This window comes from Desulfobacter sp., from assembly GCA_028768525.1.
GTDB lineage: Bacteria > Desulfobacterota > Desulfobacteria > Desulfobacterales > Desulfobacteraceae > Desulfobacter.
Window position 1 is genome coordinate 1,561,445 of sequence record CP054837.1, and the last position, 23,609, is coordinate 1,585,053.

A 23,609-nucleotide genomic window follows, 5' to 3' on the forward strand; every position below is an offset into this window, starting at 1 on the left:
CCCTTCGCTCAGCTTATAAAAAAATCTTCCGGCCCTCCGGATATACTTGCCCAGAGGAATCATAGCCTAAAGGGAAATAACAGGTTCGTCAAGAATTGATTTAAAATTTCCAACACTGATTTATCCCACTGTTTTAATAGGAATTTTGCCGCATTCAAAGACATTTCCGCCCCGCAACATCCTCAAGCATATCATCATAGCCCCCAATCATCGCCTCCCATGAAAAAGAGGCGGCATGCTCAGCCAGGCGATTGCGGGCGGGAAGAACGCCTGCCGGATGCTGGAGGATCCGTGAAAGCCGGTCTTCCAGTCCGGATTCGGATTCGTAGATAACATCATCCCGGCAGTCTTCAGGTATGAGTTCGGGATAGGACAGCCTGTCCGGCAGCAGGGGGAAACAACCGTGGGCCACCGCTTCCATTATTGAAATACCGAAATTTTCCTGGTCCGCCGTGCTCACGGCCACGGTTCCCCGGGAGAGCCAGGAGAGGTAATCCCGCCGGGATGCCTGGAATCCGAAGGCCCGGAGTTCGGACCTGAACTCTTCTTTTGCCCGGTCAAAAACCGGAGGGGCGTTGTCGTACTGCTCGCCCAGAACCGCCAGTGAAAAAGCCGTTCCCCTGGATTTAATATGCCGAAGCGCCCTAAAAAAACCATCGGGATTTTTATCGTATTCCCACCGGTGGTTCCAGACAACCAGGGGCGGGACCGTGTCATTGGCCCCGACCTGGGAGGCCCGTAATGGCAATCGGCATCCCGGATAAAGCACCCCTGATTTTTCCCCAATGGCATCCAGCATCCAGGACGGCCGGGCATCGGGCATCTTCCGGACCAGCCTGCGGGCGGCGGTAAAAAAATCATCCATATGGAAACGGGAATTAAAGAGCACCCGGTCCGCGGCCAGGGCGGAAACCATATTGGTAAAGCCCAGATGGAAATCTCGCCGCTCCCCAGGGGCCAGGGGATAGGTGAGCTGATTCTCATGGAAATAGAGGACAATGGGTGGGCATCCCGGCCCAGCCAGTGCCTTGAAATCGGTGAGATCCACCATGTCCGTGGCAAAAATCAGGTCGTATGCAGAAATATTTTCAATGCGCCGGATAAATTCCAGGGCCGCCCCCCGCATCCGCCATTTCCAAAACCGGGGCGGCAGGCTGAGAATCTCCACCTCATGGCTGGAATATTCGGCAAAACCGTCGGCCACATCCCTGTGTGAACCGCCGTAAAATGATTCAAGATAGAGAATTTTCACGTTGCCATTCTTTGAGTCAATGGGTTCATTGGGTAATGGAGAGCAGATGCCGGTTATAGTAGACCCTTACCTCGTCAAGCTCGTCCCCGGTATAAAGGCGTTCCACTTCCCTGCGGAAATCTGCCATGGGCCGCAGCCGGTTGAGGGCTGCATTGATATCCGTTATCAATGCCCTTCCCCACTCATTTTTCGGGCATGCAATATAAACATAGTAAAATGGAGCAATTTCTGTGATGGGAACAAGGACGAACCGCCCCTTGAATTCCGGGAAATGGCGGTCAAGGGTATGGCGGATAACAAAGGGATACTCCAGGATATAATCCACCCGCTTCATTGCCAGCATTTTAATATAGGTCTGCTCATCAATGATGCATCTGGTGATATTGGAACGGCCCTTGTAAATGGCCAGTATCCGGTCGATATCTGTGGAATAGGATCGTTTTTTAATGAGCAGTCCCCGGAAGCGTTTATCGGTGATGATATCGACAATCGAAAGGGAGGCCGGAGACCCGATCCGCTCATAGGTGTCCTTTCCCATGACGATACGGTTGGGAAGGGTGAGGCTGACGGGAATGGAAAACTGGGCAACAGCCTCCCGTTCGGGGGTTTTATAGACCATGCAGTTGCACAGCTTTTCCCCTTTTTCCACAAAAAACCAGAACCGGTTCCATCTCATTTCACGGGTGGCATGCTCGTAATTGCCGAGCCGCTGCATTATCAGCTTGAGTTGGTTGCCGACCTGGCCGCCGGTGATTTGCCTGGATGAGGGATCCAGTTCCATCACGGGGGGCCAGTGGGTCGTCATCCATGTGATCCTCTCCTGGCCTGTGCCCTGGGGGGGATGGCCCAGACCGAGGATCAAGATCACTAGCATATATTTGTAAAAACGCATTCCCCTCACGGCTTATGGTAACCTAGGACGATTTTGAAATAAATTCTGGAACAGTCTACCATATTCCAATGCATTTGCACAATCTTTGGGGTCTTTTGCACTCCCCTCCTGCTCAGTGCTCAGGCATATGTTGTGGGGGAATCAAGCGGCGGCCGGGTTATGCCCCCGTCTCTTCAGGCAAATGCACATAGGTGTACGGGGTTTCGCTGCGGCTGGCACCAAGCAGGGCAGAAAGGGAGTTCCCCGATGCCTTGATTTGATTATACTGGTTGGCCAGGGCCATGGCCCCGTCCCAGCCCTGGGTGTCATCCATATAATCCACCATGCTTGTCCCGCCGGAGCTCAGCTTCTCGGTAAAGGACACCACCTCCTGATTGGCACTGAGCTGCTTAAACGCCGCCATGAATTCCTCGTCTTCGTTTAAGGTATTTTGCAATTTTGATTTTCCGGAAAAGGATTCGGATATGGTCAGTTTGTTATCTGAATCCAGGGAAAGGCTGATCTTCTGGCCGCTGTCAATCCCAAGGGAATTCATGGTCCGGGCCAAAGCATCGGCCACGGTTTTTTCCCTGTCCTCCGCGGCAGCTTTGAAATCATCCAGGGAAAGCCGTCCCGTGGGCGCCAGACCCATTGATTCCCGGAGGCGGGCCTGTGCAACCGCCTTGGATAAGGAAACCGTTACATCCTGGTCGTTTGATGCCTCTGCGGTCTCATTTTTGTTTCCCTGGGTGCCTGAACTTTTCTGGGTTGCAAGGGTTTCTCCGGCCGACTGGTAGAGACTGCCCGATGAATACGGATTTATACTGGTAATGGATGACATAACTTTCTCCCTTCAATGCTATTGCAAATGGATATCAGCAAAAGCCATGCCACCCGTTCCCTATCTGTAACAGGCTGCTATATCAGGGGATACTGCCCCCCGATCTTTCACCTGAGTAAAAACTGCTTGCCCGCACCAGCGGAAAGGGGAATTTTTTGCCCGGCCGCCCTCCCTGGAAACGATACAGGGCCTCTCCTGGGAAAACCTGGGGATAATTAAACGCCCCTGCCCATGGTGTGAGAGGTAATCAGAACCTGATGGTGGTTTCCAGGAAAAAACCGTCCAATGCAAAATCTGTCGTATCCGTAGACATAAGCTGCGCATCCACATCGTCGGTAACCAGCCGCGCGGTTGTTATATTGAACCAGTTCTGCCATTCATAGCCCAGCTGGGCACGGAATTCCATGCCGTTTTGCATCTGGTAGGCATAGGCCAGGCCTGTGCGCATTTCGATCACCGGCACCACGCGGCTGCTGCCGCTGTCCTCAAGATCCATCAGCAGTACCGGTGTCACGACCCCGATATTCCGATCGTACTGGCTCAATGCTGCGTCGGCCTTGCCCATGAGAAGCGATCCCCCAAGGGAACCAATGAGACTGAAGCCCTTGCCCATGTACCAGTCGACGCCGGCGCCGAGGCGGGGCCCCCAACCGGTAAAATCACTTCTGCTCTGAACGTCTGAAATACGGAAATTGACCGGAGAAAAATCCTGCCGGTACTGGATGTCCAGTGTCTGCTTCAGCCGGGCATACCGCAATCCGGCCTCGCCGGACAGGCTCAGGCTGCGGCCCAAATCAAATGACTTTTTGGCGCTGATATCAAACTGGTCCACATCCAGTGCATATTCGGCACGGGCGGAGGTCACATCGTTATCATCAATCACGCCGTCGACATGGAGCCATGAGCCCCATAATTCACCGCCCGCAGGGCGTTGTGCGTCACTGCTTGTATTAGATTTAAGCTTTAAAAAATCTGCCTGGATCGATGAGCCCGGGCTGAAGTCATACCCAAGGGAAAAGCGCCCCCCGCCGTCGTAACCGGGATCGATTTCCCTGGAACTGCCCTCCAGTTTATTGTCCGATACCGGGTCAACAACCACATAGTCGAGGTGACTGCGGGACGGCCGCCAGTAGACCCCCTGGACTGACGCATGGAATCCGGTCCCGGTCTTTTCTTCCGCGATGGCCGGATCGGCGGGGGAAGCCTTTGATCCGGCGTTTTGGGCCTGTGCTTTGAGCCGCGCGAGTTCCGCGTTGGCCCGGGCGGCTTCTTCCTTTGCGGCAGCGGTTTCCCTGCGGGCCTTTTTAACTTCAGCCAGCGCCTTGTCCGCCTGTTCCATGGCGGTTTCAAACCGGCGTTCCATTGACTTGATCATTTCGAGCAGTTCGGCGTTGGTCGGTTCATTGGCCCGGATACTGCCCGGCAAACTCAGAATCAGAACGAACACAGCAATGATGCATCTTTTCACAGCTCTCTCCTTTACCCTCAACTCAGCGTTAACTTGATCACATCTCCTTCCGGTTCAACACGAGGCTGAACCGGTTGCCACCTATGAACTTTGCACTGTATATAAGCCCGCCCAAAGGAATCAAGAAAAACAATTGTGAAAACCAGTGAAAGTTCCATAACCACCCGGAAATGCTGATAAAAACACGACAGAGGGTTCGGCAAATCCATCCAAGGGCGGACAGTTGAATTCTCCATACATGGTCCTGTTCCCTGGCCCGGCCGGGCTTTACATCCCCCATAAACTGGTTTATACATTTTTCGGACACCGGCGATAATGGGCCGGGATGCAAAAAATTATGATACGGATACCCGCCACAGGAACAGACAAGCCTATGCCCCGAGTACTTCCCCCGATTCATATTCCGGCACTGCCGGAAACGCTGGTTTCCAGACTGGCCCCCACCCCCAGCGGATTCCTCCATCTGGGCAATGCCGTCAATTTTCTGGTTACCTGGGCCCTGGTCAGGCGCCGGGGCGGTATTCTTCACCTGCGCATCGACGATATGGACGGCATCCGCTTCCGCCAGGATATTCTTGAAGATATTTTCCACGGCCTGGACTGGCTGGGCCTGGACTGGGACATGGGCCCCCAAGGCCCGGATGAATTTCACCGAACATTTTCCCTCCAGGCCAAAAAGGAATATTACCGTGAACGGATGACAACCCTCGGTGCAGCCTCCGGCAGCACCTTTGCCTGTGAATGCAGCAGGGCTGCCATCAAAAAGATTTCCCCCAGCGGCATTTACCCCGGCACCTGCCGGCGGGCGGGCCACCCCTTTATTCCCGGCAAAAATGCCATCCGCCTGAAAGTAGCCCGCAACAGCATCGTCCGCGCCGGGGGGCAACAAATCAACCTCGCCGACACCTTTGGAGATTTTGTCCTCTGGCGCCGGGATGACCAGCCCAGCTATCAGCTGGCCAGCCTGCTGGAAGATGACAGTTCAGGTATCAATCTCATCGTCCGGGGGGAAGATTTGCTTCTTTCAACGGCGGCCCAGCGCTACACGGCCGCCCTCTTCGGCCTGTCGTCCTTCCCGGCCTGCCGGATCCTTCACCACGGCCTGCTCCTGGGCACGGACGGAGAAAAGCTCTCAAAGTCAAGGGGGGCATACGCCCTCAAAGATATCCGGGAATCCGGGCAGGGGCCGCAAAAGGCGTTCAGGGAAGCGGCAAGGGTGCTCGGCCTGCCGAAAAACGAAATTTTTGCGGCCCGGGATCTGCTGAACCACCCGGTTTAGGGCCCCAGATTGACGAACGGGCCCGTTTAACGCAATTGTCTTTTGCATCATACCGGCCAAAGGTGTATGATGCCTTATTATCAATTCATATTCATAGGAGACCATCATGAAATGCCACGAAGTTGATTATGAAATATTCGGCGATGATATGCAGACCGTTGAGGTGGAACTGGATCCCGGGGAAACCGTCATTGCAGAGGCAGGCGCCATGAACTGGATGGAGGAGGGCGTTGCATTTGAAGCCAAAATGGGGGACGGTTCCGAACCGGACAAAGGGTTTATGGGCAAACTCTTTGATGCGGGGAAGCGGGCAGTGACCGGGGAATCCCTGTTCATGACCCATTTTACCAACCAGGGTATGGGCAAGCAGCGGGTGGCCTTTTCCGCCCCCTACCCCGGTAAAATCATCCCCGTGGATATGGGCCAAATCGGCGGAGAGCTGATCTGCCAGAAAGACGCCTTTCTCTGCGCCGCCCTGGGCACCAAAGTCACCATTGCCTTTAACAAAAAACTGGGGGCCGGCTTTTTCGGGGGCGAAGGCTTTATCCTCCAGCGCCTGGTGGGGGACGGTATGGCCTTTGTCCACGCCGGGGGCACCATTGTTAAAAAGGAATTGAACGGCGAAACCCTGAGGGTGGACACGGGGTGTATTGTGGGATTCAGCCCGGGAATAGACTACGATATCCAGCGGGCCGGCAACCTGAAATCCATGTTTTTCGGAGGGGAAGGGCTTTTCCTGGCCACCCTGAGCGGATACGGTTCCGTCTACCTCCAGAGCCTCCCCTTTTCCAGGCTGGCCGACCGGGTCATCCAGCATGCCCCGTCTGCGGGCGGCAGCAGCAAAGGGGAAGGGTCGGTACTGGGGAGCATCGGCCGGATGCTGGACGGGGACTAATCCGCCGGCAGTGAATGCAACAATGCCGGTATCATGGCGGCGCCTCCCGGCATAAGGTTATAAATTAAAAAGCGGGCCCGGTATCCAAAGGGATACCGGGCCCGCTTTTATTATAATTTAGGCGCGGATTCAGGAGTTCCCGAAGGTCCACCTGAATTGATTTAAGCCGGCTGGTCCTGGATCGTCTTGCGCAATGCCTGTTTTATTCTGGATACATGGGCGGCCACTCTCTCAATATCGGGATCCGGCATATTCACCCATTCAATACCGCTTCCCCGCCTGCCGTTTCTCCCGCTGGAACAATGGACCAGCCTGGCGGTTAGACGCTTCACCTTATCACCGGGAAGGATCAGTTCACAGCCGCCGATGACCTGGTCCGTTTCAAAATCGGCGGTTTCCATTCCCTGGATCCGGACCCCTCCGGGACTGATGTCGGCGACAGGATAACGCTCTCCCCCTAAAACAGCCGAAATTCCTGATTTCGGCCCCACCGGCACCCGGAAGGACTTACGGATGGCACGGATGGTATCACTCCTGTCAGAATTGATTGACGTATTCTCCCCCATGGGTCTCTCCTTTTTCTTTTGTACGATATTCTTTTTTAATCCCGGGACTTATTCAGATATACCAATTATATTACAAGCGATCAAGTAAAATGGCAGTGCCGTAATCCGGCACCGGCAAATAAAAGGAATCTGAAGCCCCCCTTTTCCTCGGCCTCCGCCGCCCATGCCGGGGCCGCCCCTTTAACTGAATAAAACGGATAGGCCTGGGCCTGGGTTTTTAATGGCAATTGAATGGGAAATATTATATTCTTGAAGGTACCTCAGCATCATACGTTGCGACATCTGATCCGGTTTGAAAAATCTGTACAGATCAGAGCAGGATCTTGTGTTCCCTATCTTTCAATACAGATATTACCATATCTAAAAGGAGGGTGTCATGGTGAATATCAAAAAAATCCTTGCTCCGACGGATTGTTCCCAACCGTCTTCGGAAGCATTATTATATGCAGACCGAATCGCCAGTACCTTTAATGCCGATCTGACTGTGCTCAGGGTATTCCTCCCACCGGCGGCCCACAAATACACCGAAGCCAGTTATTCACTCAGGGATATTCCAAAACAGAAAAGTTGGGAGCAACAGGAAGAGATAAAGGTCTTCTGGCAGAGCATCGTCAAGGACGGGGTCGCCCCGGCCTTTGTTAATTTAACCGGCGACCCCTTTGATGAAATCATACATTATGCCACACAGAATGATGTGGATATGATTGTCATGGGGACCCACGGGTACACCGGTTTCAAGCACATCTTCATGGGGAGTGTGGCGGAAAAAGTCGTGCGGTACTCCCCGGTGCCCGTGCTCACGGTGAAACAGAAAGGCTTTGAATACAGCCGGGCCGGAGAATAATAAAACACGAAGAAAAAAAGCATTGCAAAACCAGGTACCTGGTTGTAAAGAAAACCAATGGATGCCAAAGCCCCCACAGATTATCCCCAGATCCAGTACAGCACCCCGGACCTCTCCATTGAACTGAACTGCCTGGGGGCCAGGGAATACACAAAGATCTCCTATCCTGTGAAATACGGCATCTTCTCGCGGCTGGAGACCCCGGAACTGATCATGGAATTCGACCTTAACCATGAAATCCGACATGCCCGGGGCAAGACAGAGAAATGGCTCCATCCCCAGGAATGGCTCAAAAGGACCAAGGGCAACGACTGGATATACTACTCCACCGGCGGATATGCAGGGGTTGTTGAATCCATCGGCGAATACTACCTGCCCAACCTCATGTACACCACCAATTCCCTGCTCGGGGGAAAGCCCTTTAAGGAACCGGAGGTGGAACGGCTCTCCACCAACTGGCATCGCACCCTCTCGAACATCGGCATCAACCGTACCGGGATGCCCGGCCCGGTGATGGAATGGACGGACAGGGTACTGGCCAAAACGCCGGAAGGACTTGACAGCCGGGCCTGCCGTCTTTTTGAAATTCCCGGGGGCCGGGTAACCGTACTCCCACCGGATGCCCGGCATTCGGACTACGATGTCATCCCCCTGTCCATCGCCGACGGCTGCCTCTACAAATGCCGGTTCTGCAAAATAAAAAACCAAAAAGGATTTGCCCCGCGGTCCAGACAGGATATCGATGGGCAGCTGGACCGCCTCATCAAGGTATACAAAAAGGACCTGATCAATTACAACAGCCTCTTTCTGGGTGAGCACGATGCCCTCAACGCCCCGGCGGACTTGATTCTCTATGCGGCCCGTACCGCCTACCAGCGCCTTGCCTTTGGGCGGAGCATCATGAAAAAACCCAGCCTGTACATTTTCGGCTCCGTTGACGCCCTGCTCAATGCGGACGAGGCCCTGTTCCAGGGACTGAACCGAATGGACTACAGGACCTACATCAACATCGGCCTTGAATCCGCGGACCAGGAGACCCTGGACCGCATCGGCAAACCCATCACCCGAAAAAAAGTGATACAGGCATTCCTTCGGATGCAGGAAATCAACCAATCCTATGCCGCCATTGAAATGAGCGGCAATTTCATCATGGACGAGGGCCTGCCCCCCGCCCATAACACCACCATGATGGAACTGGTCCGGGACCGTTTGAAATTCACCCAGCCCAAAGGATCAATCTATCTTTCCCCCCTGCGGTTCGGCCGGCCCTCCCGGGAGGTGCTCTTTGATTTCTACCACCTGAAAACCCGCAGCCGCCTGCCCATGTTTTTGTATATCATCCAGCGGCTTTGAACCGGCACCCCGGAAAACACATTTGGCTTTCATTAGCCGTCTCTCCCGTTGTTGACACAAAATAGGGGCCTATCCTACCATTGGCGCCAAAGACAACCTCTTGCAAAAAGGTAAAAAAAATGCGGATTCTCCCAGTGTCACTGAAAAGAGCATTGTGTGCCGGTGCGGCGGCAGTACTTATAAGCGGCTGTGCGGCAACCGGAACAGTTCAACACTTTAATCCCCGGACCTGCCTGAAAGGGCCCCCTTTACCGGCAGAGGGCATTGATATCCTTCAGGGCCCCCGTCCCCCAGAAAATATTGCAGCAGATATGCATTCTGCCTTCTGCAACGGACAGGTACTCCTGAAGCAGATGAACGAAAAAGGAACGCCGGTTTACGGGGGCACGGTATGGTTTATGGTCGGCGTGGAATACACCGGAGAGGTTACCTCCGCCAGGGTTCAAAAATCGGAAATTAACTCGGACAAATTTGTGCAGCGGGTAAGGGAAATGATCATGGACTCGGATTTCATCCCCTGGCAAAGGAACGATGAGGATACAATATTCATCTACCCCATGACCTTTTTTCGGTGGTGGGACTGAGCCCTTCCCTCCTGAAACAAAATCCAAGTGGGGAGATGGTGGCCCATCTCCCCACTTGGTTTAGCGCAATTGAACCGGTTTTAAGAACGGCCTACAGATAGAGCTTGCGAAGGGCTTTTTTGGAAAGGTAAACCTTGCCGGTGGCAGGTGCATAAACAGTGAGGCCTGGCAGCTTGATTTTCCGCCCGTTTTTGATCATATAGTCTTTGCTTGCAGGCAGTTCAATCTTGCCGATTTTCACCACAGGATTTTCCTGGATGACTTCATCATCAGAGGCATCATCCGGTGTACCGTTGTCATCCACCCATTGGTATGTATACTCAATGGTATAGTCGTCTGTAACGGTGTCCAGGTCAACGTAAAGCTTTCTGGTGGCCCGGTCCAGGTCGACGTCAATGGCATCGGCGGCGATATAAGCCAAATCGGTATTGTCAATGGTACCGGCGGGGGCCGGTTTGCCGGTCATCCACAGGGGAACGGTTTCCCCGGTGTGGCCGTGGGTGGTCCAGCCGATAACGGTGTGGTTCTTGCTGACAATCCGGGCCAGGGCATAGCTCAGCCCCACAGCGGGTTCCAGATCCCGAATTTCGGTAATATCCGCCTGTGTCAATTCAATATTCCAGTGATCAAGGACAGTGTCGTAAAGTGCGGTATCGGATTTGTCCGCCATCATTGCCACAACACCGTTAGCAGACATGCTCATCCCCTTGAGGGGCTCAACCAGGTCTTCAATCGTGGTTTCCGTATAGCCCATTGCCGTATTGTAGTGCCCGATTTTCATACCGCCGGTGTTATGGTCCGGGTAGGCCATGACGGTAGTGCCGTGGTGCCTTCTTGCAAATTTATTGGCCACATTAACCGCGTCGTCAAAGGCAATGAAATCCCTGACCATGTAAATGGGGTCGTTGTTGTGGCCGGCCCAGTCCACCTGGGAGCCTTCAACCATGAGCAGGAAGCCGTCGGGATCCTGGGACAGGATCTCAATGGCCTTTTCAACCATTTCCGCCAAAGAGGGTTCATGGGTGGCAAAGTATTGACGATCCATGTCCGGCTGCATGTGGCTGTCGTCGAACAGGCCCCACACTCTGCCCGAATCAACCGAATCCATCTGTTCTTTGCTGTCGATGAACCGGTATCCCCGGTCAATCAGCACCTGCATGAGGTTTTCATTGTCCGTCCGTTTGCCGCTCCAGGTGGCACCGAAACTGGTGGTGTAGCTCTCGCCGACGGGAAGCAGGTGGCGGGCGCCGCCGCCAAAAACAACATCAATATTATTATAGACCATGTGTTCCATGATATCGTTGTCCAAACCGCGGTCCTGGATATGGCTGGTAAAGGCAGCAGGGGTGGCATGGGTCACCCGGCTGGTGACAACGATGCCCACGGCCTTGCCGGCACGTTTGGCGGCCTCGAGCACACTGGCAACCGGGGCATAGGGCTCGGCAGTCGATTCCAAGCCGGTGAGCAGGTCATCGGTTCTGGGGCCTACACCCAGAAAGCGTACGGTTGTCTTATGGCCGGTGGCAAAGGCCGTGGCAGCCGCAGCGGAACCCGGGATAACAGAGTTGGCCATATGGACTTTAACGGTGCCGTTCTGCATTTTATCCACTTCCAGATCTTCTCCCTTATACCAGCGGGCAACGGTTTGAACGGTTTCATCACATCCATCCGGAATCATCACGATCACATTTTTTGCTCCCCAGCCGTAGTGGTGACCGTGGTTCCATTTATTTTCCCATTTGCCGCCGGCCATGGCAGCGTTGGCCCCGAATACCAGACAGCCGGCGACCACACCGGCCTTTACCATCTTACTCCACTTGATTTTCATTCCCTCTCTCCTTGATTAATTGGAAAATGCCTATTTTGCCAGAATCCAAAGCATCCGGCGAAATCTGTATAACAATGCAATATTTGAAGTAAATTATTCCGGAATTAAGTATTCATTTCCGGATACAGGACCCAGGATTACGATAGTGATAAAAAGAAGGAAATAACTACTTAAAAAGGACAAAACAACGGCGATATTTGAGATTATTTACCCGATTTTATGACATAATTTTCCCTGGCAACCGCCATCAAAAAAGGAAGCAAACCATACTCAAACCCTTTTCAAACAATATATCTGCTGCAGATTGCCTTCCCGGCTGCGCCGGCACAGCGACTGAACCGTATTTTTCATCCTGGTCCGGTGGACACCGGGGGACGGACCGTGGTACATAGTTCCCATGAGACACCTTGCTTTAATATGTCTGGCGATTTCGCTTCTACCCGGTTTCCCGGCTGCAGCCCGGGGCAACCCGGCCATTCTGGACAGGGACGCCCATATTGCCCAATTGATTGCAAGGGTAAAAGCATCCACCATGGCTGTGGGCACCTACAAATTCAGCGAAAAGCCACCGGCCCGGTTTTTGGGTACGGGATTCATCATCGGAGACGGCACCCGGGTGGTCACCAACCACCATGTGATCGCCCCCATCAAGGAGAAAAAACGCCTCTTTTACCTGCACATTTTCAATACCGCCCTGCCGAAAAAACGGCTCAAGGCCACCCTCATCGCCGATGATGCCTTCCATGACCTGGCCATTCTCAGGATCGATAAAAAACTGCCCGCCCTGGCCCTGGCCCGGCCCGGCGCCGTTCAGGAGGGCCACGCCGTGGCATTCACCGGCTATCCCATCGGCTTTGTCCTGGGACTGAACCCCACCACCCACACCGGAATCGTCTCGGCCATCGCCCCCATCATCCTGCCTTCCCTCCACGGCAGCATGATCGACGGAAAAATGCTCAAACACCTGCGAAAACCCTACGATATTCTCCAGATCGACGCCGTGGCCTTCCCCGGCAACAGCGGCAGCCCCGTCTACCGCATTGCCACAGGAGAGGTGGTCGGCGTCATCAACAAGGTGTTCATTAAAGGCAAAAAAGAGCACGCCCTCAAAGACCCCACCGGCCTGACCTATGCCATACCCGCCAAATACATCCAGGACCTTGCCGTCCGGGACCTTGCCGGGCAGCCTTGATTTATCCCATGGGTTCATGTAAATTCGCCCCATGAAAATAAACGGACCCATATCCCTCCACGGCGGGCACTCGGGGCAGTTTTGCTGCCATGCCGAAAACAGCCTGGAAGAAATCATTCAGGCATATATGGCCCGGGGTTTCACCGCCGTGGGCATCAGCGAACACATGCCCATGCCCTCGGATGCCCTGTGCTATCCCGATGAAATAGAACAGGGCATGACCGCAGCGGATCTGAAAAAACGGTTTGCCCTTTATTTTAAAGAACTGGACCGGCTCAAAAATGCCTATGGCGACCAAATAACCATATACAGGGGATTTGAAACCGAGATGGTCAAAGGCGCCCTGGACCTGGCCAAGGAATTGATCCGGGAATTTGAGCCGGATTATATTGTGGGATCGGTCCACCATGTCAATGACCGCTGTTTTGACTACTCCCAAGAGGATTACCAGTCCATCGCCCGGGACTGCGGTTCCATGGAGGCCATGTACCAGGCCTATTTCGACCAGCAGTTTGAGATGATCCAGACCCTGCGCCCCTTTGTGGTGGGGCATTTTGACATCATCCGTATCTATGACGAAAATTATCCGGCCCGGCTGGCAGCCCCCGCCATCAAGGAAAAAATCAACCGCAACCTGGAACTGATACGGGATCTGGGCCTGGTGCTGGACTACAACCTGCGGCCCCTTTCAAGGGGGGAAAAGCGGCCTTATCTGGATGGCGCAATCCTGGAACAGGCCAGGGCAATGGGAATCCCGGTGGTGCCCGGAGACGACGCCCACAGCAAGGCCCAGGCCGGCGCCTTTGTGAACGCGGCGGTGCAGACCCTTTCAGAACTTGGGTTTTCCACCCAATGGCCGGTCCCCAGAATCATCCCGCCAGCCATCTCCGCAACCATCCCTGCAAAAGGATAAGATATAAAATGAAAGCAATTGTACAACGGGTCTCCAAGGCCCAGGTGACGGTGGACAATACCGTCATCTCCAGCATCGGCAGGGGCATCATGGTGCTTCTGGGCGTGGCCAGGGGAGACGGCCAGGCCGAGGCCGACTACCTGGCGGATAAAATCACCAATCTGAGAATTTTTGAGGACGACCAGGGCAAAATGAACCGCTCCCTTCTGGATGTGGGCGGAGAACTATTGGTGGTCTCCCAGTTTACCCTGCTGGGGGACTGCCGCAAGGGCCGCCGCCCCAGCTTCATAGGAGCGGCCCCCCCAGAGGAGGCCGACCGCCTCTATACCTATTTTGCCCAAAAAGCGGCAGAGAGCGGCATTTCCGTACAAACCGGGCAGTTCCAGGCCAATATGGATGTTGAACTGATCAACCAGGGGCCGGTGACCCTGGTGGTGGAATCCAAACCCAAATGAAATTCCCGGCCCTGCCCATCGGCCTGATTCTTTTTCTGCCCCTGGCAGGGCTGGTGGCCGCACAACGGGATATTCTCCCCTTTCTGGCCTTTCCGCCCCGGCCCGTTTTTCAGAAGCACGCCCCTTTTTCCCCGGATATATTCGCCCTGGTACTGATCTTTATCCTGGCCGCCACCCTGCCCCTGGTTAAAAAGGGACTGGCATATCCCCCCGCCAGCAGCCGCACCGGCACCTATCCCCTGCCCTGGTGGGGAAAGGCTGCCATGGCCGGCACAGGGATTTTCTGGTGTCTGGCCTGGACCCGGTTCAGCGGGTTCGCGTCTTTCCAGCCCCATACCTTTTTCCCCCTGTGGCTCTGCTGCATCCTGGCCCTCAACGGGCTCACAGCCATGCGGTCCGGCACCTGCCCCCTGACAGCTTCGCCCAAGCAGTTTATCATGCTCTTTGCGGTATCCGCCGTTTTCTGGTGGATATTCGAATACCTCAACCGGTTTGTTGGCAATTGGCATTACTCCGGCAGCCAATACCCGGCGCTCACCTATTTTTGCCTGGCCACCCTCAGTTTTTCAACGGTGCTGCCCGCCGTGGAGAGCATGAAGGCCTTTTTGATGAGTTTTGGCCCCATGAACCGGGGATTTAAAAAGGGGCCGGCCATGGCCTGGGCCATTGGGCGGCCGGCAGGATGGGTGCTCATGCTCCTCGGCTCCGCCGCCCTTGGGCTCGTCGGTATATTTCCCGACCCGCTCTTTTTTACGGTGTGGATCGCCCCCTTGTTCATCCTCCTGGGATACGGGCTGATACAGAAGGCCCCCCATCCTTTTTCGGGTCTGGCCACAGGGGATCTGACCCAGGTGGCGGCTTACGCCCTGGCCGCACTCTGCTGCGGTTTTTTCTGGGAAATGTTTAATTTTTACAGCCTGGCCCGTTGGGAGTACAGCATCCCCTATGTCCAGGCCCTGCACATATTTGAAATGCCAGTTCTGGGCTATGCCGGCTACCTGCCCTTCGGCCTGGAATGCGCACTGGTCATCCATTTAACCCATAATTGCACTAAATGAGAAACAATGAATCCTGACAACCTTTACGTCATTCTGGTCCGGCCCCAGGGCCCCATAAATATCGGCTCCGTCTGCCGGGGCATGATGAACTTCGGCTTTACCCGGCTGCGCCTGGTCGATCCCTGCAAGGAATACAAAAGCCTGCCGGCCAAAAAAATGGCCCTCACCGCCTTCCACCTGCTGGAGAATGCTGAAATTTTCAACACCCTTGAAGAGGCCCTCCACGATATCCACACCGCCTACGGCACCACCCGGCGCTTCGGCAAATACCGGAAAAACTTTCTGACCCCGGCCACCGCAGGAGAACATATCGCCTCGGACCAGGACCATATGACCTCGGCCCTGGTCATGGGCCCCGAGGACACCGGGCTGGAAACCCGTGACCTGGACCTCTGCCAGCAGTTCATTACCATCCCCACCCACGACGCCTATCCGTCAATGAACCTAAGCCACTCCATCTCCGTGCTCCTCTATGAAATCGCCATAAAATCGGATACCGGGAAAAAATTCTACGACCCCAAGGTCAAGGACCCGGCCACGGGAAAAGAGATGGAATCCATGTTCGCCCACATGCGCAACACCCTGCTGGACATTGATTACCTGGATCCCCAGAATCCGGACCACCTGTTGCGGACATTCCGGCGGATTTTCGGCAACGCCGGGCTTTCTTCCAGGGATGTGCGGATTTTAAGGGGATTAATGTCCCGCATCGACTGGACCGAAGAGGAGCGCAGGAAATACAGCCCCGGAGAACCGGAACAGGATTAGAAGCCACCTTGGTCCTGTTTTGTGTTGGATTTGGCATTGGCCGGATATTTCCATGGCCCCGGAACCTGTTCCCGGATGCATTGCCAAGGCCCAGGAAGGTACGAGCAGGGGAAATAAAAAGATGAGGCGCCATAAACTCTGGTTCATAATTTTTATCTTATTGTTTTAAATAAATTGGGGTTGGAGGACATCCTTATTGCCGCATAGATGGCAGGATAGAATCTGGTGGCAAGATAGATTCTGAACGCCTATTTTTGAATTTTTACAGGGCGGTGATCTCTTATTTGTAAGAACATCAGGATTTCACCTAGGCGGATTAGATACCATTGCTGAGGAGATAAAAGCGAACCCCAGTATCAAAAATTAATACCATTTATCAAAGAACAAGATACGGAATATTCTGAGCGCCAGGTGTATCAACAGGATATATTCAGCCATATACTTTCAGACAAATATAAGATTGTATCATGACAACAAGACGGCAGGTCATAAAGAAAATAGCCCACCTTTTAGCCTGTGCCTGGATCCTGTTTGGAAAATTCGGTACCGGGGCAGCCCTGGCTTTTGGTCGATTCAAAAAGAAAATTCTGCCAAAAGGGACCGCCATGAATACCCTCATATCCCAAAACCCTGCCAAACTGGACACCAGGCTTCTGGACACCAGCCCTGAGGAAGAATTCGACGTCATGGGCCAGGACATATACGATGTGGATATCAAGAACTGGCGCTTGGAGTTATCCGGGGCCGTCAAAACCCCAGCAGATTATACGTATGACGATCTGTTCTCACTTCCTTCCATAGAAAAAAACGTGCTGCTGATCTGCCCTGGATTCTTTGCCTATAATGCCAGATGGAAAGGCATTTCATCCAGGGATCTGCTGTCAGCCGCCGGTCTTGATCCCAGTGCTACTCATGTAAAATTCAGCGGCCCGGAAGGCATACGAAAAAAAACAAAAAAATTCACCATCAATGAGGTCATGGCCAATGATGTGTTTATCGCTTTTCAGGTTAATGGCAAGGTCCTCCCCCAACGGCACGGTTTTCCTGCCCGCCTTGTCGCTGGTGGCCACTATGGCGGGGAGTGGGTCAAATATGTGAATAAAATGGTTGTGATCGCCCGATAGCCCCTGTCCGAGTATCCTGCTCTTACCATCCGGGATGCCGGGGCACCCGGCGCCTCAGCCATGTCCGTACAAGGCAGCACGCTTTCAGGGCTCGTACCTGTTCTGCTATTCCTGTCTGTCATCCAGACGGAAGAATCCCCCCAAGAAACAAAGATTGAACAATTGCGACATTAATCGTAATCAGTTGTTTTATGCACAAAAATAAATTAAATCTTGATCAACTGAAACAAATTAAAATGTGTCGATATGAATGAAACTGAGCTTATCTGGAATGCAATCAAGCCGCTATCTAAGAAAAAAGAATATCCTAAAAAATCATGGCTATTAAATGAGGGCGACATTTCTAAACACCTGATCTTCATTGAAAGCGGCTGCGTTAGATCATGGTTTAACAGGGACGGTGATGATATTACATTCCAGTTTTTTTTTGAAGGCAGTTTTGTATCATCCTTTGAAAGTTTCAGAAAGAGCAAACCCAGCCTGTTTAACCTTGAGACCATTGAGCCATCCGTTTTGCACCGAATACACAAAGATGATCTTTCTGCCGCAGAAAAATCCCTTCCCCAATTAAAGGATACTGTCAATGAACTCTTATCAGACCGGCTGTATCATTATCAAAAGCTGTTTTTATCGAGAATAAAAAACAATCCGCAACGTCGTTATGAAGAACTGGTTAAAGAGAATCCTGGAATCTTCAAACGAGTGCCGCATCATTACATTGCCTCATATCTGGGTATTACCCCTGTCTCCTTGAGCCGGATTCGAAATAAATCCAAACCTTAACAATTGTTAATGCCCCCTGTTCGCTGTTTATGTCATTGTGCCGCTTATCAAGCGTTAAACAATAAAACAGGAGGTCTTATGGAAAAAAAATTAAAAATCGGATTTATCGGCCTTGGGAAAATGGGTTCCGGCATATGCGGTAATATTCAGAAGGCAGGTTTCCCATTGTCAGTTTACAACCGGACGCAATCAAAGATGAAACCTTTTGTAGAGACAGGTGCATTTGGGTGTAACTCCCCAAAAGAAGCGGCAGAGAGGTCTGATATTGTCCTCACCAGCTTAATGGATGATCAATCAATGATAGAAGCGACGACGGGTGAATCCGGTATTCTTGCCGGGTTGAAAAAAGGGGGTATCCACATTTGTTTGACAACCATCAGTATAAAAACAGCAGAGACGCTTGAAAGGCGGCATCAGGAAAATGGATGCACGTATCTTTCAGGTCCTGTGGTTGGGCGCCCAGATGTGGCTATTGAAGGTAAATTAAAGACCTTTATGTCAGGAGACGTAAAGGCCATTGAAAGCTGCAAGCCTTTAGTTGAGAGCTATGCAGCAATGTGCCTTCCAATTGGAAATACTGCATCGGAGGCAATTTCCATGAAAGTTTGCGCCAACTACATGGCCATATCCCAAATGGAAATGATGGGCGAGCTATACACTTTCGCCGAAAAAAGTGGGCTTAACCTGGATATTCTTCAGATGATGTTTCAGATGGCCTTTGCGGAATCTACTTTGAAAATGTATGCAGAAAAGATTAAAAATCGTGATTTTGATAAAGCTGGATTTGATTTAGTGGGAGGCTTGAAGGACGTAAAAATATACGAAGAGGCATTTACCAACGTGTATGCTATTCCAAGTATAGCAAGAATAGTGAAGGACAAAATGCTAACGGCGATAGCTCTCGGCATGGGGAAAAAGGATTGGAGTACAACCTATGAAATAACCCGGTTGCAAGCAGGATTAAGAGATTGAAATAGTTGGTGGCACAGGCGGGGACATTCCCCATAGCGATTGCCACAAAGCCTACCTGGGAATTTGGACCCAGGGCTGTCTTTCTGAAGGAATTGAGATGGGGTCCGATCTAACCACATGACCGCTGTATGCATTTTTTTAATTGATTTCCGATGGTTATTCATGTAAAAGGTTCTTTTTTGGCGGACGAGCGGAATCCCGCCCTATAAATTCTCCCTCACCTTGTACCGGCGTTGCCGGATGATGTTTAACAAAAATGCGGGGCTGTTCCCTGCATGGATTTTAAGGGTGGCTATGCTTACCATTACCAAAGAACTGCGCTTTGATGCGGCCCACAGGCTGTTTCTTTCCCACCTTTCGGAAAAGGAAAACTTTGAACTCTTCGGGAAATGCTCCCGGTTCCACGGGCACACCTACCGTTTAAGGATCACGGTGGCAGGACCGGTGGGGCCGTCGGGAATGATCATCAATTTTACGGCACTCAAGGCCATTGTCAAAGAAGAAATCCTCTCCCGGTACGACCATGCCGACCTCAATGAACTGGAGGAATACCAGGACTGCCCGCCCACGGCGGAAAACATGTCCCTGTTCATCTTCAGCAGGCTTCAGGCGGCCCTGGGAGCCAAGGGCGTAGCGCTGAAAAAAATACGGCTGTACGAAACCCCGGATTCCTGGGCGGAGGTTGATGATGACACTTAACCTTTCGGAAATCTTTTCATCCATCCAGGGGGAGGGGCCCTTCATGGGGCGGCCGGCCCTGTTTATCCGGCTCAGCGGGTGCCTGCCCCCTTTCTGTCCCTGGTGCGACACCGCCTATGCCCAGGGCCCGGGCAACCCCGTCGACATCGGCGACATCCTCTCCCGGGCGGAAACTGACTGTACAGGCCTTGCGGTCATCACCGGCGGCGAACCCTTTGTCCAATGGAAAGACGGCCTGGACCGACTGGAGGCCGGCCTCCTGGATATGGGTCTTAGGGTCCAGTACGAAACCAGCGGCAAACGCGCCATTCCAGAGGCCTGCCAAGGGTACAAAGTCTGCTCCCCCAAATACCTGGACGGCCGCTGGCAGGTGGCCCCGGAAAGCATTACAAGGGCGGACTGTTTTAAATTTGTTGCGGATAAGGATATTGAACCCATTGAGGCATTCATCGCCACCCATGCCATCCCGCCGGAAAAAATCTGGCTGATGCCGCTTGGGGACAACCGGGAGGCCCAGCTTCGCCGGACCCCGGATATCTGGCAGTACTGCGTGGAAAAAGGCTTTAATTTTTCCCCCCGGCTCCACACCCTGGCCTTTAACAATAAAAAAGGAATTTAACCATGGATCACTTACAAAAAGCGGATCAGACCCAAACCCCGGATGCGGTGGTGGTCCTCTCCGGGGGCATGGATTCGGCCGTGCTCCTGGCCCATACCCTGGACCGGGGGAAGAGAGCGGCCGCCGTCAGCTTTGATTACGGATCCAAGCACAACAACCGGGAACTGCCCATGGCAGCAGCACTCTGCAACACCCTCAATGTGCCGCACACCCTCATCCCCCTGCCCTTTATCAACGCTCTTTTCTCATCCAGCCTGCTGAACAGCGGCGAAGAAATCCCGGAAGGGGCCTACGATGCGGAAAACATGAAAAGCACGGTGGTCCCGTTTCGCAACGGCATCATGCTCTCCATTGCCGCAGGATATGCGGAGTCCGTGGGGGCGGCGGAAGTGCTTCTGGGCTCCCATGCCGGTGACCACTTCATCTACCCGGACTGCCGCCCCGAATTCAACCGGGCCTTCTCACATGCCGTCCACCTGGGCACCGGCGGACAGGTGGAAATCAACTTCCCCTTTGCCCGGATGGACAAGCGGGATATCGGGGACCTGGGCAGAAAACTGGGGCTTGATTTTACTCAGACCTGGACCTGCTACAAGGGCGGAGAAATCCACTGCGGGGTATGCGGGGCCTGCGACGAACGCAAATACGCCCTTCGCCACAGCCAGGGCATGGACCCCACCGGTTACAGGGAATAATGCCATGAACCCCACAGAAAAAAGAACCATCCCCCTGGGCACCCAGGTGGACCACAGTCCCTGCTACGACCCGGACCACCTATTCCCGGTTTCCAGAAAAGAGGCCCGGGACGGCCTGGGCATCTCCGGGACCTGCCTTCCCTTTACCGGCAGCGACATCTGGAATGCCTATGAACTCTCCTGGCTGGACAAAAAAGGCAAACCCCGGGTTGCCCTGGGAGAACTTGCGGTGCCCTGCAGTTCAGAAAATATTGTGGAATCCAAATCCCTAAAGCTTTACCTCAATTCATTCAACCAGACCCGGTTCGCCTCTGAAAAAGAGGTGGCCCAGACCATTGAAAAAGACCTGAACCGGTGTACGGGCGGTCAGGTCCGGCTCACCCTTTACCCGCTGGAAACCGGGCATCCCTATCGTGTTGCGCAGCCACCTGGAGAATGCATCGACCACCTGGACATCGAAACGGACAAATATGAAATCAATCCAGATTTTCTGAAAACAAAGAAAAAGGAAATAACGGAAACCCTGTACTCAAACCTGCTGAGGACCAACTGCCCGGTGACCCGGCAGCCCGACTGGGCCACGGTGTCCGTTAATTACACCGGCCCGGCAATGGCGCGCCAAGGCCTGCTGAAATACATTATCTCATTTCGCCTTCACACCGGATTCCATGAAAATTGTGTGGAACGGATTTTCACGGATATCATGGACCGCTGCCGCCCCAGGGCCCTCACTGTTTATGCCCGGTTCACCCGGCGGGGGGGCATCGACATCAATCCATTCAGGACCAATACGGAAGAACTGCCCGCCAATACCAGACTGGTCCGCCAATAAATTAAATAAAAAGATGGCAAGGGGACGGTGGACTAGGGATGGGGCAGCACCCCGCCGTAGGTTTTCCCCAGATAATTACAGATGGCCAGGGCATCGTCGATGAACACGGCGCCGGTGGACAGGCTTTTTTTTGCCTCCGGCGGCGGTTCGGTGCCCGGGGCCAGGACCAGCACCGGGCACTCCTGGTTTTCCTGGCCCAGGGCTTCCACCACCCTGGCCCGGGGCCGGGTAAATTCCACGTGGATGATTTCCAAATCCACCTTGGCCCCCGGTGAATAGGCAAAGAACCCCTCCACAACCCCGCAGTCCGGGCAGTAATACGGCCCCTGTCCCGCTTCGGTCCAGGGGGTGAGCATAAAGAGTTTGTGCGATTTCATCCCGCTCTCCTTTTTTATTTTCTCAGACAGGCAACAAGCCGGCCCGGGTTTTCCAGATACCCGAACAGGTCCATGATGTCCTTGATTACAAGATCCGATGCCAGCAGGGCCCGGGTATTCATCCCCTCATCCAGGCAGACGGCCACCCCCAGGGCGGCCTTTTTGAGCATTAATTCATCATTGGCCCCGTTGCCGCAGGCAATGGTGGCCCCGGGCCCAAGGGTTTCCAGGTAGTCTGCCTTGGCTTTATCCTGGTCCGCCTCCGGAATGGTCACCACCCGGCAGTCCACCCCCTGAAGGGCCTGTTCAACGGTGCCGAAGGTATCTGCGGTGATCACATGGAAATCAAGATCCCGGGAATGGGCATTGATTTTTTCCCTGATGCCCGGTACGGGGTTCCCGTCAACGGCCAGGGTGCCGTTATAGTCAAAAAGCATATGCCGGATGGCAAGTTCCCCGGAACCGGGAATGGTAAACCGTATCATAAATCCCCCTTAAATATAGGCTGTGTATGATTTTGGAAAAGGATCCTATCATATTTATCCGGGAAAAGCAGCATTTCGATACCGGCTGCCGGGCCGGCCAGCCGCCCAAAAATAAAAGTGCAACAAGTTTTTATTTGACAAAATAAAAGTGCAACTTTATGATTCAAAAAAAGCACCGAGACAACCCATATATTATAAAGGATGCAATGGCCACCACCAAGACAGAACTGAGAAAAAAAAGCATCCTGGAAACCGCGACCCAGATATTTGCCCAGAGGGGATTCCAGGAAGCAACAATAACGGAAATCGCCAAGGAAGCCAAAGTTTCCGAAGCCTCGATATATGAGTATTTTTCCACCAAAGAGGGACTTTTGTTTTCCATCCCGGCCCAGGCCACCCACAACCTCTTTGAGGTCATGGCCTTCCACCTGAAACTCATCCGGGGAGCGGGGAACAAGCTGAGGGCCATCGTTTATCTGCTCATGGATTCCTACCAGTCCAACCCCGACTTTGCCGCCGTGCTCATGCTCTTTCTCAAGCACAATAAAAAATTTCTGGACACCTCGGGCCACCACGTCATTCGGGAAGGGGTGAGGCAGATAACCAAGGTCATTGAGGAGGGCATTGCCGCCGGAGAATTCAGGCAGGATCTGAATCCCTACCTGATCCGTTCCATGGTGCTGGGCACCATTGAACACCTGGTCACCAACTGGGTGATGACCGGCAATCCGGAAAGCCTGCTGGAGTTTGTGGACCCGCTCATCGATACCCTTGTGGCCGGCATTGAAAACCCGGAAGAATAAGCACTACTGTTTTTTGCCAGGAAAAATAAAAGAAGGACTATAATAAGGGGAGA

The 23,609-nt window shown here is 53.3% G+C and carries 26 protein-coding genes; 18 read left to right on the forward strand and 8 right to left on the reverse strand.

Annotation, left to right across the window (positions count from 1 at the left end; genetic code table 11):
- Positions 1–154: 154 nt before the first annotated feature.
- The 4 genes from HUN04_07145 to HUN04_07160 form a co-directional block, all read right to left on the reverse strand.
- The gene (locus HUN04_07145; protein WDP89508.1) at positions 155–1,252 is read right to left on the reverse strand and encodes a DUF3524 domain-containing protein; all 1,098 of its coding nucleotides are present in this window, start codon (positions 1,250–1,252) and stop codon (positions 155–157) included.
- A gap of 25 nt (positions 1,253–1,277) precedes the next feature.
- Positions 1,278–2,057, reverse strand: coding sequence for a hypothetical protein (locus HUN04_07150; protein WDP89509.1), 780 nt, complete (start codon positions 2,055–2,057; stop codon positions 1,278–1,280).
- A gap of 244 nt (positions 2,058–2,301) precedes the next feature.
- Entirely contained in the window at positions 2,302–2,964 is a 663-nt protein-coding gene (locus HUN04_07155) for a hypothetical protein (GenBank protein ID WDP89510.1), read from the reverse strand.
- Positions 2,965–3,211: 247 nt separating this feature from the next.
- On the reverse strand, positions 3,212–4,432 hold the full coding sequence (locus HUN04_07160) for an outer membrane beta-barrel protein (GenBank protein ID WDP89511.1): 1,221 nt from the start codon (positions 4,430–4,432) through the stop codon (positions 3,212–3,214).
- A gap of 373 nt (positions 4,433–4,805) precedes the next feature.
- On the opposite strand from HUN04_07160, the gene HUN04_07165 reads away from it, so the two are divergent.
- Together HUN04_07165 and HUN04_07170 are read left to right on the forward strand one after the other, a co-directional pair.
- Entirely contained in the window at positions 4,806–5,711 is a 906-nt protein-coding gene (locus tag HUN04_07165) for a tRNA glutamyl-Q synthetase (protein ID WDP89512.1), read from the forward strand.
- A gap of 106 nt (positions 5,712–5,817) precedes the next feature.
- Complete coding sequence (locus HUN04_07170) at positions 5,818–6,606, forward strand: TIGR00266 family protein (protein WDP89513.1); 789 nt, start codon at positions 5,818–5,820, stop codon at positions 6,604–6,606.
- Between the two features lie 161 nt (positions 6,607–6,767).
- On the opposite strand, the gene HUN04_07175 is transcribed toward HUN04_07170, so the two are convergent.
- Positions 6,768–7,172 (reverse strand): PilZ domain-containing protein, encoded by a 405-nt coding sequence (locus tag HUN04_07175; GenBank protein ID WDP89514.1) that lies wholly within the window; start codon positions 7,170–7,172, stop codon positions 6,768–6,770.
- Positions 7,173–7,548: 376 nt separating this feature from the next.
- Here HUN04_07175 and HUN04_07180 point away from each other — a divergent pair, with 376 nt between their 5' ends.
- From HUN04_07180 to HUN04_07190, 3 genes are all read left to right on the forward strand, one after another.
- Positions 7,549–8,016: a universal stress protein gene (locus HUN04_07180; GenBank protein ID WDP89515.1), complete on the forward strand. Its 468-nt coding sequence runs from the start codon at positions 7,549–7,551 to the stop codon at positions 8,014–8,016.
- A 57-nt stretch (positions 8,017–8,073) separates the two neighbouring features.
- Complete coding sequence (locus HUN04_07185) at positions 8,074–9,369, forward strand: radical SAM domain-containing protein (GenBank protein ID WDP89516.1); 1,296 nt, start codon at positions 8,074–8,076, stop codon at positions 9,367–9,369.
- Between the two features lie 311 nt (positions 9,370–9,680).
- Positions 9,681–9,953 (forward strand): hypothetical protein, encoded by a 273-nt coding sequence (locus tag HUN04_07190; GenBank protein ID WDP89517.1) that lies wholly within the window; start codon positions 9,681–9,683, stop codon positions 9,951–9,953.
- 91 nt (positions 9,954–10,044) lie between these two features.
- Here HUN04_07190 and HUN04_07195 read toward each other — a convergent pair whose 3' ends face one another.
- Positions 10,045–11,760, reverse strand: a complete 1,716-nt coding sequence (locus HUN04_07195) for an alkaline phosphatase (GenBank protein WDP93195.1) — start codon at positions 11,758–11,760, stop codon at positions 10,045–10,047.
- A 418-nt stretch (positions 11,761–12,178) separates the two neighbouring features.
- Between HUN04_07195 and HUN04_07200 the strand changes: the two genes are divergently transcribed.
- From HUN04_07200 to queF, 12 genes are all read left to right on the forward strand, one after another.
- The gene (locus HUN04_07200) at positions 12,179–12,973 is read left to right on the forward strand and encodes a trypsin-like peptidase domain-containing protein (protein ID WDP89518.1); all 795 of its coding nucleotides are present in this window, start codon (positions 12,179–12,181) and stop codon (positions 12,971–12,973) included.
- 31 nt (positions 12,974–13,004) lie between these two features.
- A complete protein-coding gene (locus HUN04_07205; protein WDP89519.1) occupies positions 13,005–13,886 on the forward strand; it encodes a histidinol-phosphatase in 882 nt (293 codons plus the stop codon).
- An 8-nt stretch (positions 13,887–13,894) separates the two neighbouring features.
- Entirely contained in the window at positions 13,895–14,341 is a 447-nt protein-coding gene (locus HUN04_07210) for a D-tyrosyl-tRNA(Tyr) deacylase (protein ID WDP89520.1), read from the forward strand.
- On the forward strand, positions 14,338–15,399 hold the full coding sequence (locus HUN04_07215; GenBank protein WDP89521.1) for a hypothetical protein: 1,062 nt from the start codon (positions 14,338–14,340) through the stop codon (positions 15,397–15,399). The genes HUN04_07210 and HUN04_07215 overlap by 4 nt, the downstream gene beginning before the upstream one ends.
- 6 nt (positions 15,400–15,405) lie before the next feature.
- Positions 15,406–16,167 (forward strand): RNA methyltransferase, encoded by a 762-nt coding sequence (locus HUN04_07220; protein ID WDP89522.1) that lies wholly within the window; start codon positions 15,406–15,408, stop codon positions 16,165–16,167.
- Positions 16,168–16,634: 467 nt separating this feature from the next.
- Complete coding sequence (locus tag HUN04_07225; GenBank protein WDP89523.1) at positions 16,635–17,291, forward strand: molybdopterin-dependent oxidoreductase; 657 nt, start codon at positions 16,635–16,637, stop codon at positions 17,289–17,291.
- 246 nt (positions 17,292–17,537) lie between these two features.
- Complete coding sequence (locus HUN04_07230; protein ID WDP89524.1) at positions 17,538–18,074, forward strand: Crp/Fnr family transcriptional regulator; 537 nt, start codon at positions 17,538–17,540, stop codon at positions 18,072–18,074.
- Positions 18,075–18,152: 78 nt separating this feature from the next.
- Positions 18,153–19,046: an NAD(P)-dependent oxidoreductase gene (locus tag HUN04_07235; GenBank protein WDP89525.1), complete on the forward strand. Its 894-nt coding sequence runs from the start codon at positions 18,153–18,155 to the stop codon at positions 19,044–19,046.
- A 294-nt stretch (positions 19,047–19,340) separates the two neighbouring features.
- Positions 19,341–19,745, forward strand: a complete 405-nt coding sequence (locus HUN04_07240; GenBank protein ID WDP93196.1) for a 6-carboxytetrahydropterin synthase — start codon at positions 19,341–19,343, stop codon at positions 19,743–19,745.
- Positions 19,746–19,755: 10 nt separating this feature from the next.
- Entirely contained in the window at positions 19,756–20,364 is a 609-nt protein-coding gene (locus HUN04_07245; protein ID WDP93197.1) for a 7-carboxy-7-deazaguanine synthase QueE, read from the forward strand.
- Positions 20,365–20,366: 2 nt separating this feature from the next.
- The gene (queC, locus tag HUN04_07250; GenBank protein ID WDP89526.1) at positions 20,367–21,059 is read left to right on the forward strand and encodes a 7-cyano-7-deazaguanine synthase QueC; all 693 of its coding nucleotides are present in this window, start codon (positions 20,367–20,369) and stop codon (positions 21,057–21,059) included.
- Positions 21,060–21,063: 4 nt separating this feature from the next.
- On the forward strand, positions 21,064–21,891 hold the full coding sequence (gene queF / locus HUN04_07255) for an NADPH-dependent 7-cyano-7-deazaguanine reductase QueF (GenBank protein WDP89527.1): 828 nt from the start codon (positions 21,064–21,066) through the stop codon (positions 21,889–21,891).
- Positions 21,892–21,923: 32 nt separating this feature from the next.
- On the opposite strand, the gene HUN04_07260 is transcribed toward queF, so the two are convergent.
- Entirely contained in the window at positions 21,924–22,268 is a 345-nt protein-coding gene (locus tag HUN04_07260; protein WDP89528.1) for a DUF3088 family protein, read from the reverse strand.
- 14 nt (positions 22,269–22,282) lie between these two features.
- Positions 22,283–22,753: an ATPase P gene (locus HUN04_07265; protein ID WDP89529.1), complete on the reverse strand. Its 471-nt coding sequence runs from the start codon at positions 22,751–22,753 to the stop codon at positions 22,283–22,285.
- 206 nt (positions 22,754–22,959) lie between these two features.
- Here HUN04_07265 and HUN04_07270 point away from each other — a divergent pair, with 206 nt between their 5' ends.
- Positions 22,960–23,556 (forward strand): TetR/AcrR family transcriptional regulator, encoded by a 597-nt coding sequence (locus HUN04_07270; protein WDP89530.1) that lies wholly within the window; start codon positions 22,960–22,962, stop codon positions 23,554–23,556.
- Positions 23,557–23,609 lie beyond the last annotated feature (53 nt).

Coding starts and splice junctions, on each gene's coding strand:
- HUN04_07150 (WDP89509.1), bottom strand. CDS start 2,057: ATGACGACCCACTGGCCCCCCGTGATGGAACTGGATCCCTCATCCAGG.
- HUN04_07155 (WDP89510.1), bottom strand. CDS start 2,964: ATGTCATCCATTACCAGTATAAATCCGTATTCATCGGGCAGTCTCTAC.
- HUN04_07165 (WDP89512.1), top strand. CDS start 4,806: ATGCCCCGAGTACTTCCCCCGATTCATATTCCGGCACTGCCGGAAACG.
- HUN04_07170 (WDP89513.1), top strand. CDS start 5,818: ATGAAATGCCACGAAGTTGATTATGAAATATTCGGCGATGATATGCAG.
- HUN04_07175 (WDP89514.1), bottom strand. CDS start 7,172: ATGGGGGAGAATACGTCAATCAATTCTGACAGGAGTGATACCATCCGT.
- HUN04_07180 (WDP89515.1), top strand. CDS start 7,549: ATGGTGAATATCAAAAAAATCCTTGCTCCGACGGATTGTTCCCAACCG.
- HUN04_07185 (WDP89516.1), top strand. CDS start 8,074: ATGGATGCCAAAGCCCCCACAGATTATCCCCAGATCCAGTACAGCACC.
- HUN04_07190 (WDP89517.1), top strand. CDS start 9,681: ATGCATTCTGCCTTCTGCAACGGACAGGTACTCCTGAAGCAGATGAAC.
- HUN04_07195 (WDP93195.1), bottom strand. CDS start 11,760: ATGGTAAAGGCCGGTGTGGTCGCCGGCTGTCTGGTATTCGGGGCCAAC.
- HUN04_07200 (WDP89518.1), top strand. CDS start 12,179: ATGAGACACCTTGCTTTAATATGTCTGGCGATTTCGCTTCTACCCGGT.
- HUN04_07205 (WDP89519.1), top strand. CDS start 13,005: ATGAAAATAAACGGACCCATATCCCTCCACGGCGGGCACTCGGGGCAG.
- HUN04_07210 (WDP89520.1), top strand. CDS start 13,895: ATGAAAGCAATTGTACAACGGGTCTCCAAGGCCCAGGTGACGGTGGAC.
- HUN04_07215 (WDP89521.1), top strand. CDS start 14,338: ATGAAATTCCCGGCCCTGCCCATCGGCCTGATTCTTTTTCTGCCCCTG.
- HUN04_07220 (WDP89522.1), top strand. CDS start 15,406: ATGAATCCTGACAACCTTTACGTCATTCTGGTCCGGCCCCAGGGCCCC.
- HUN04_07225 (WDP89523.1), top strand. CDS start 16,635: ATGACAACAAGACGGCAGGTCATAAAGAAAATAGCCCACCTTTTAGCC.
- HUN04_07230 (WDP89524.1), top strand. CDS start 17,538: ATGAATGAAACTGAGCTTATCTGGAATGCAATCAAGCCGCTATCTAAG.
- HUN04_07235 (WDP89525.1), top strand. CDS start 18,153: ATGGAAAAAAAATTAAAAATCGGATTTATCGGCCTTGGGAAAATGGGT.
- HUN04_07240 (WDP93196.1), top strand. CDS start 19,341: ATGCTTACCATTACCAAAGAACTGCGCTTTGATGCGGCCCACAGGCTG.
- queC (WDP89526.1), top strand. CDS start 20,367: ATGGATCACTTACAAAAAGCGGATCAGACCCAAACCCCGGATGCGGTG.
- queF (WDP89527.1), top strand. CDS start 21,064: ATGAACCCCACAGAAAAAAGAACCATCCCCCTGGGCACCCAGGTGGAC.
- HUN04_07260 (WDP89528.1), bottom strand. CDS start 22,268: ATGAAATCGCACAAACTCTTTATGCTCACCCCCTGGACCGAAGCGGGA.
- HUN04_07265 (WDP89529.1), bottom strand. CDS start 22,753: ATGATACGGTTTACCATTCCCGGTTCCGGGGAACTTGCCATCCGGCAT.
- HUN04_07270 (WDP89530.1), top strand. CDS start 22,960: ATGGCCACCACCAAGACAGAACTGAGAAAAAAAAGCATCCTGGAAACC.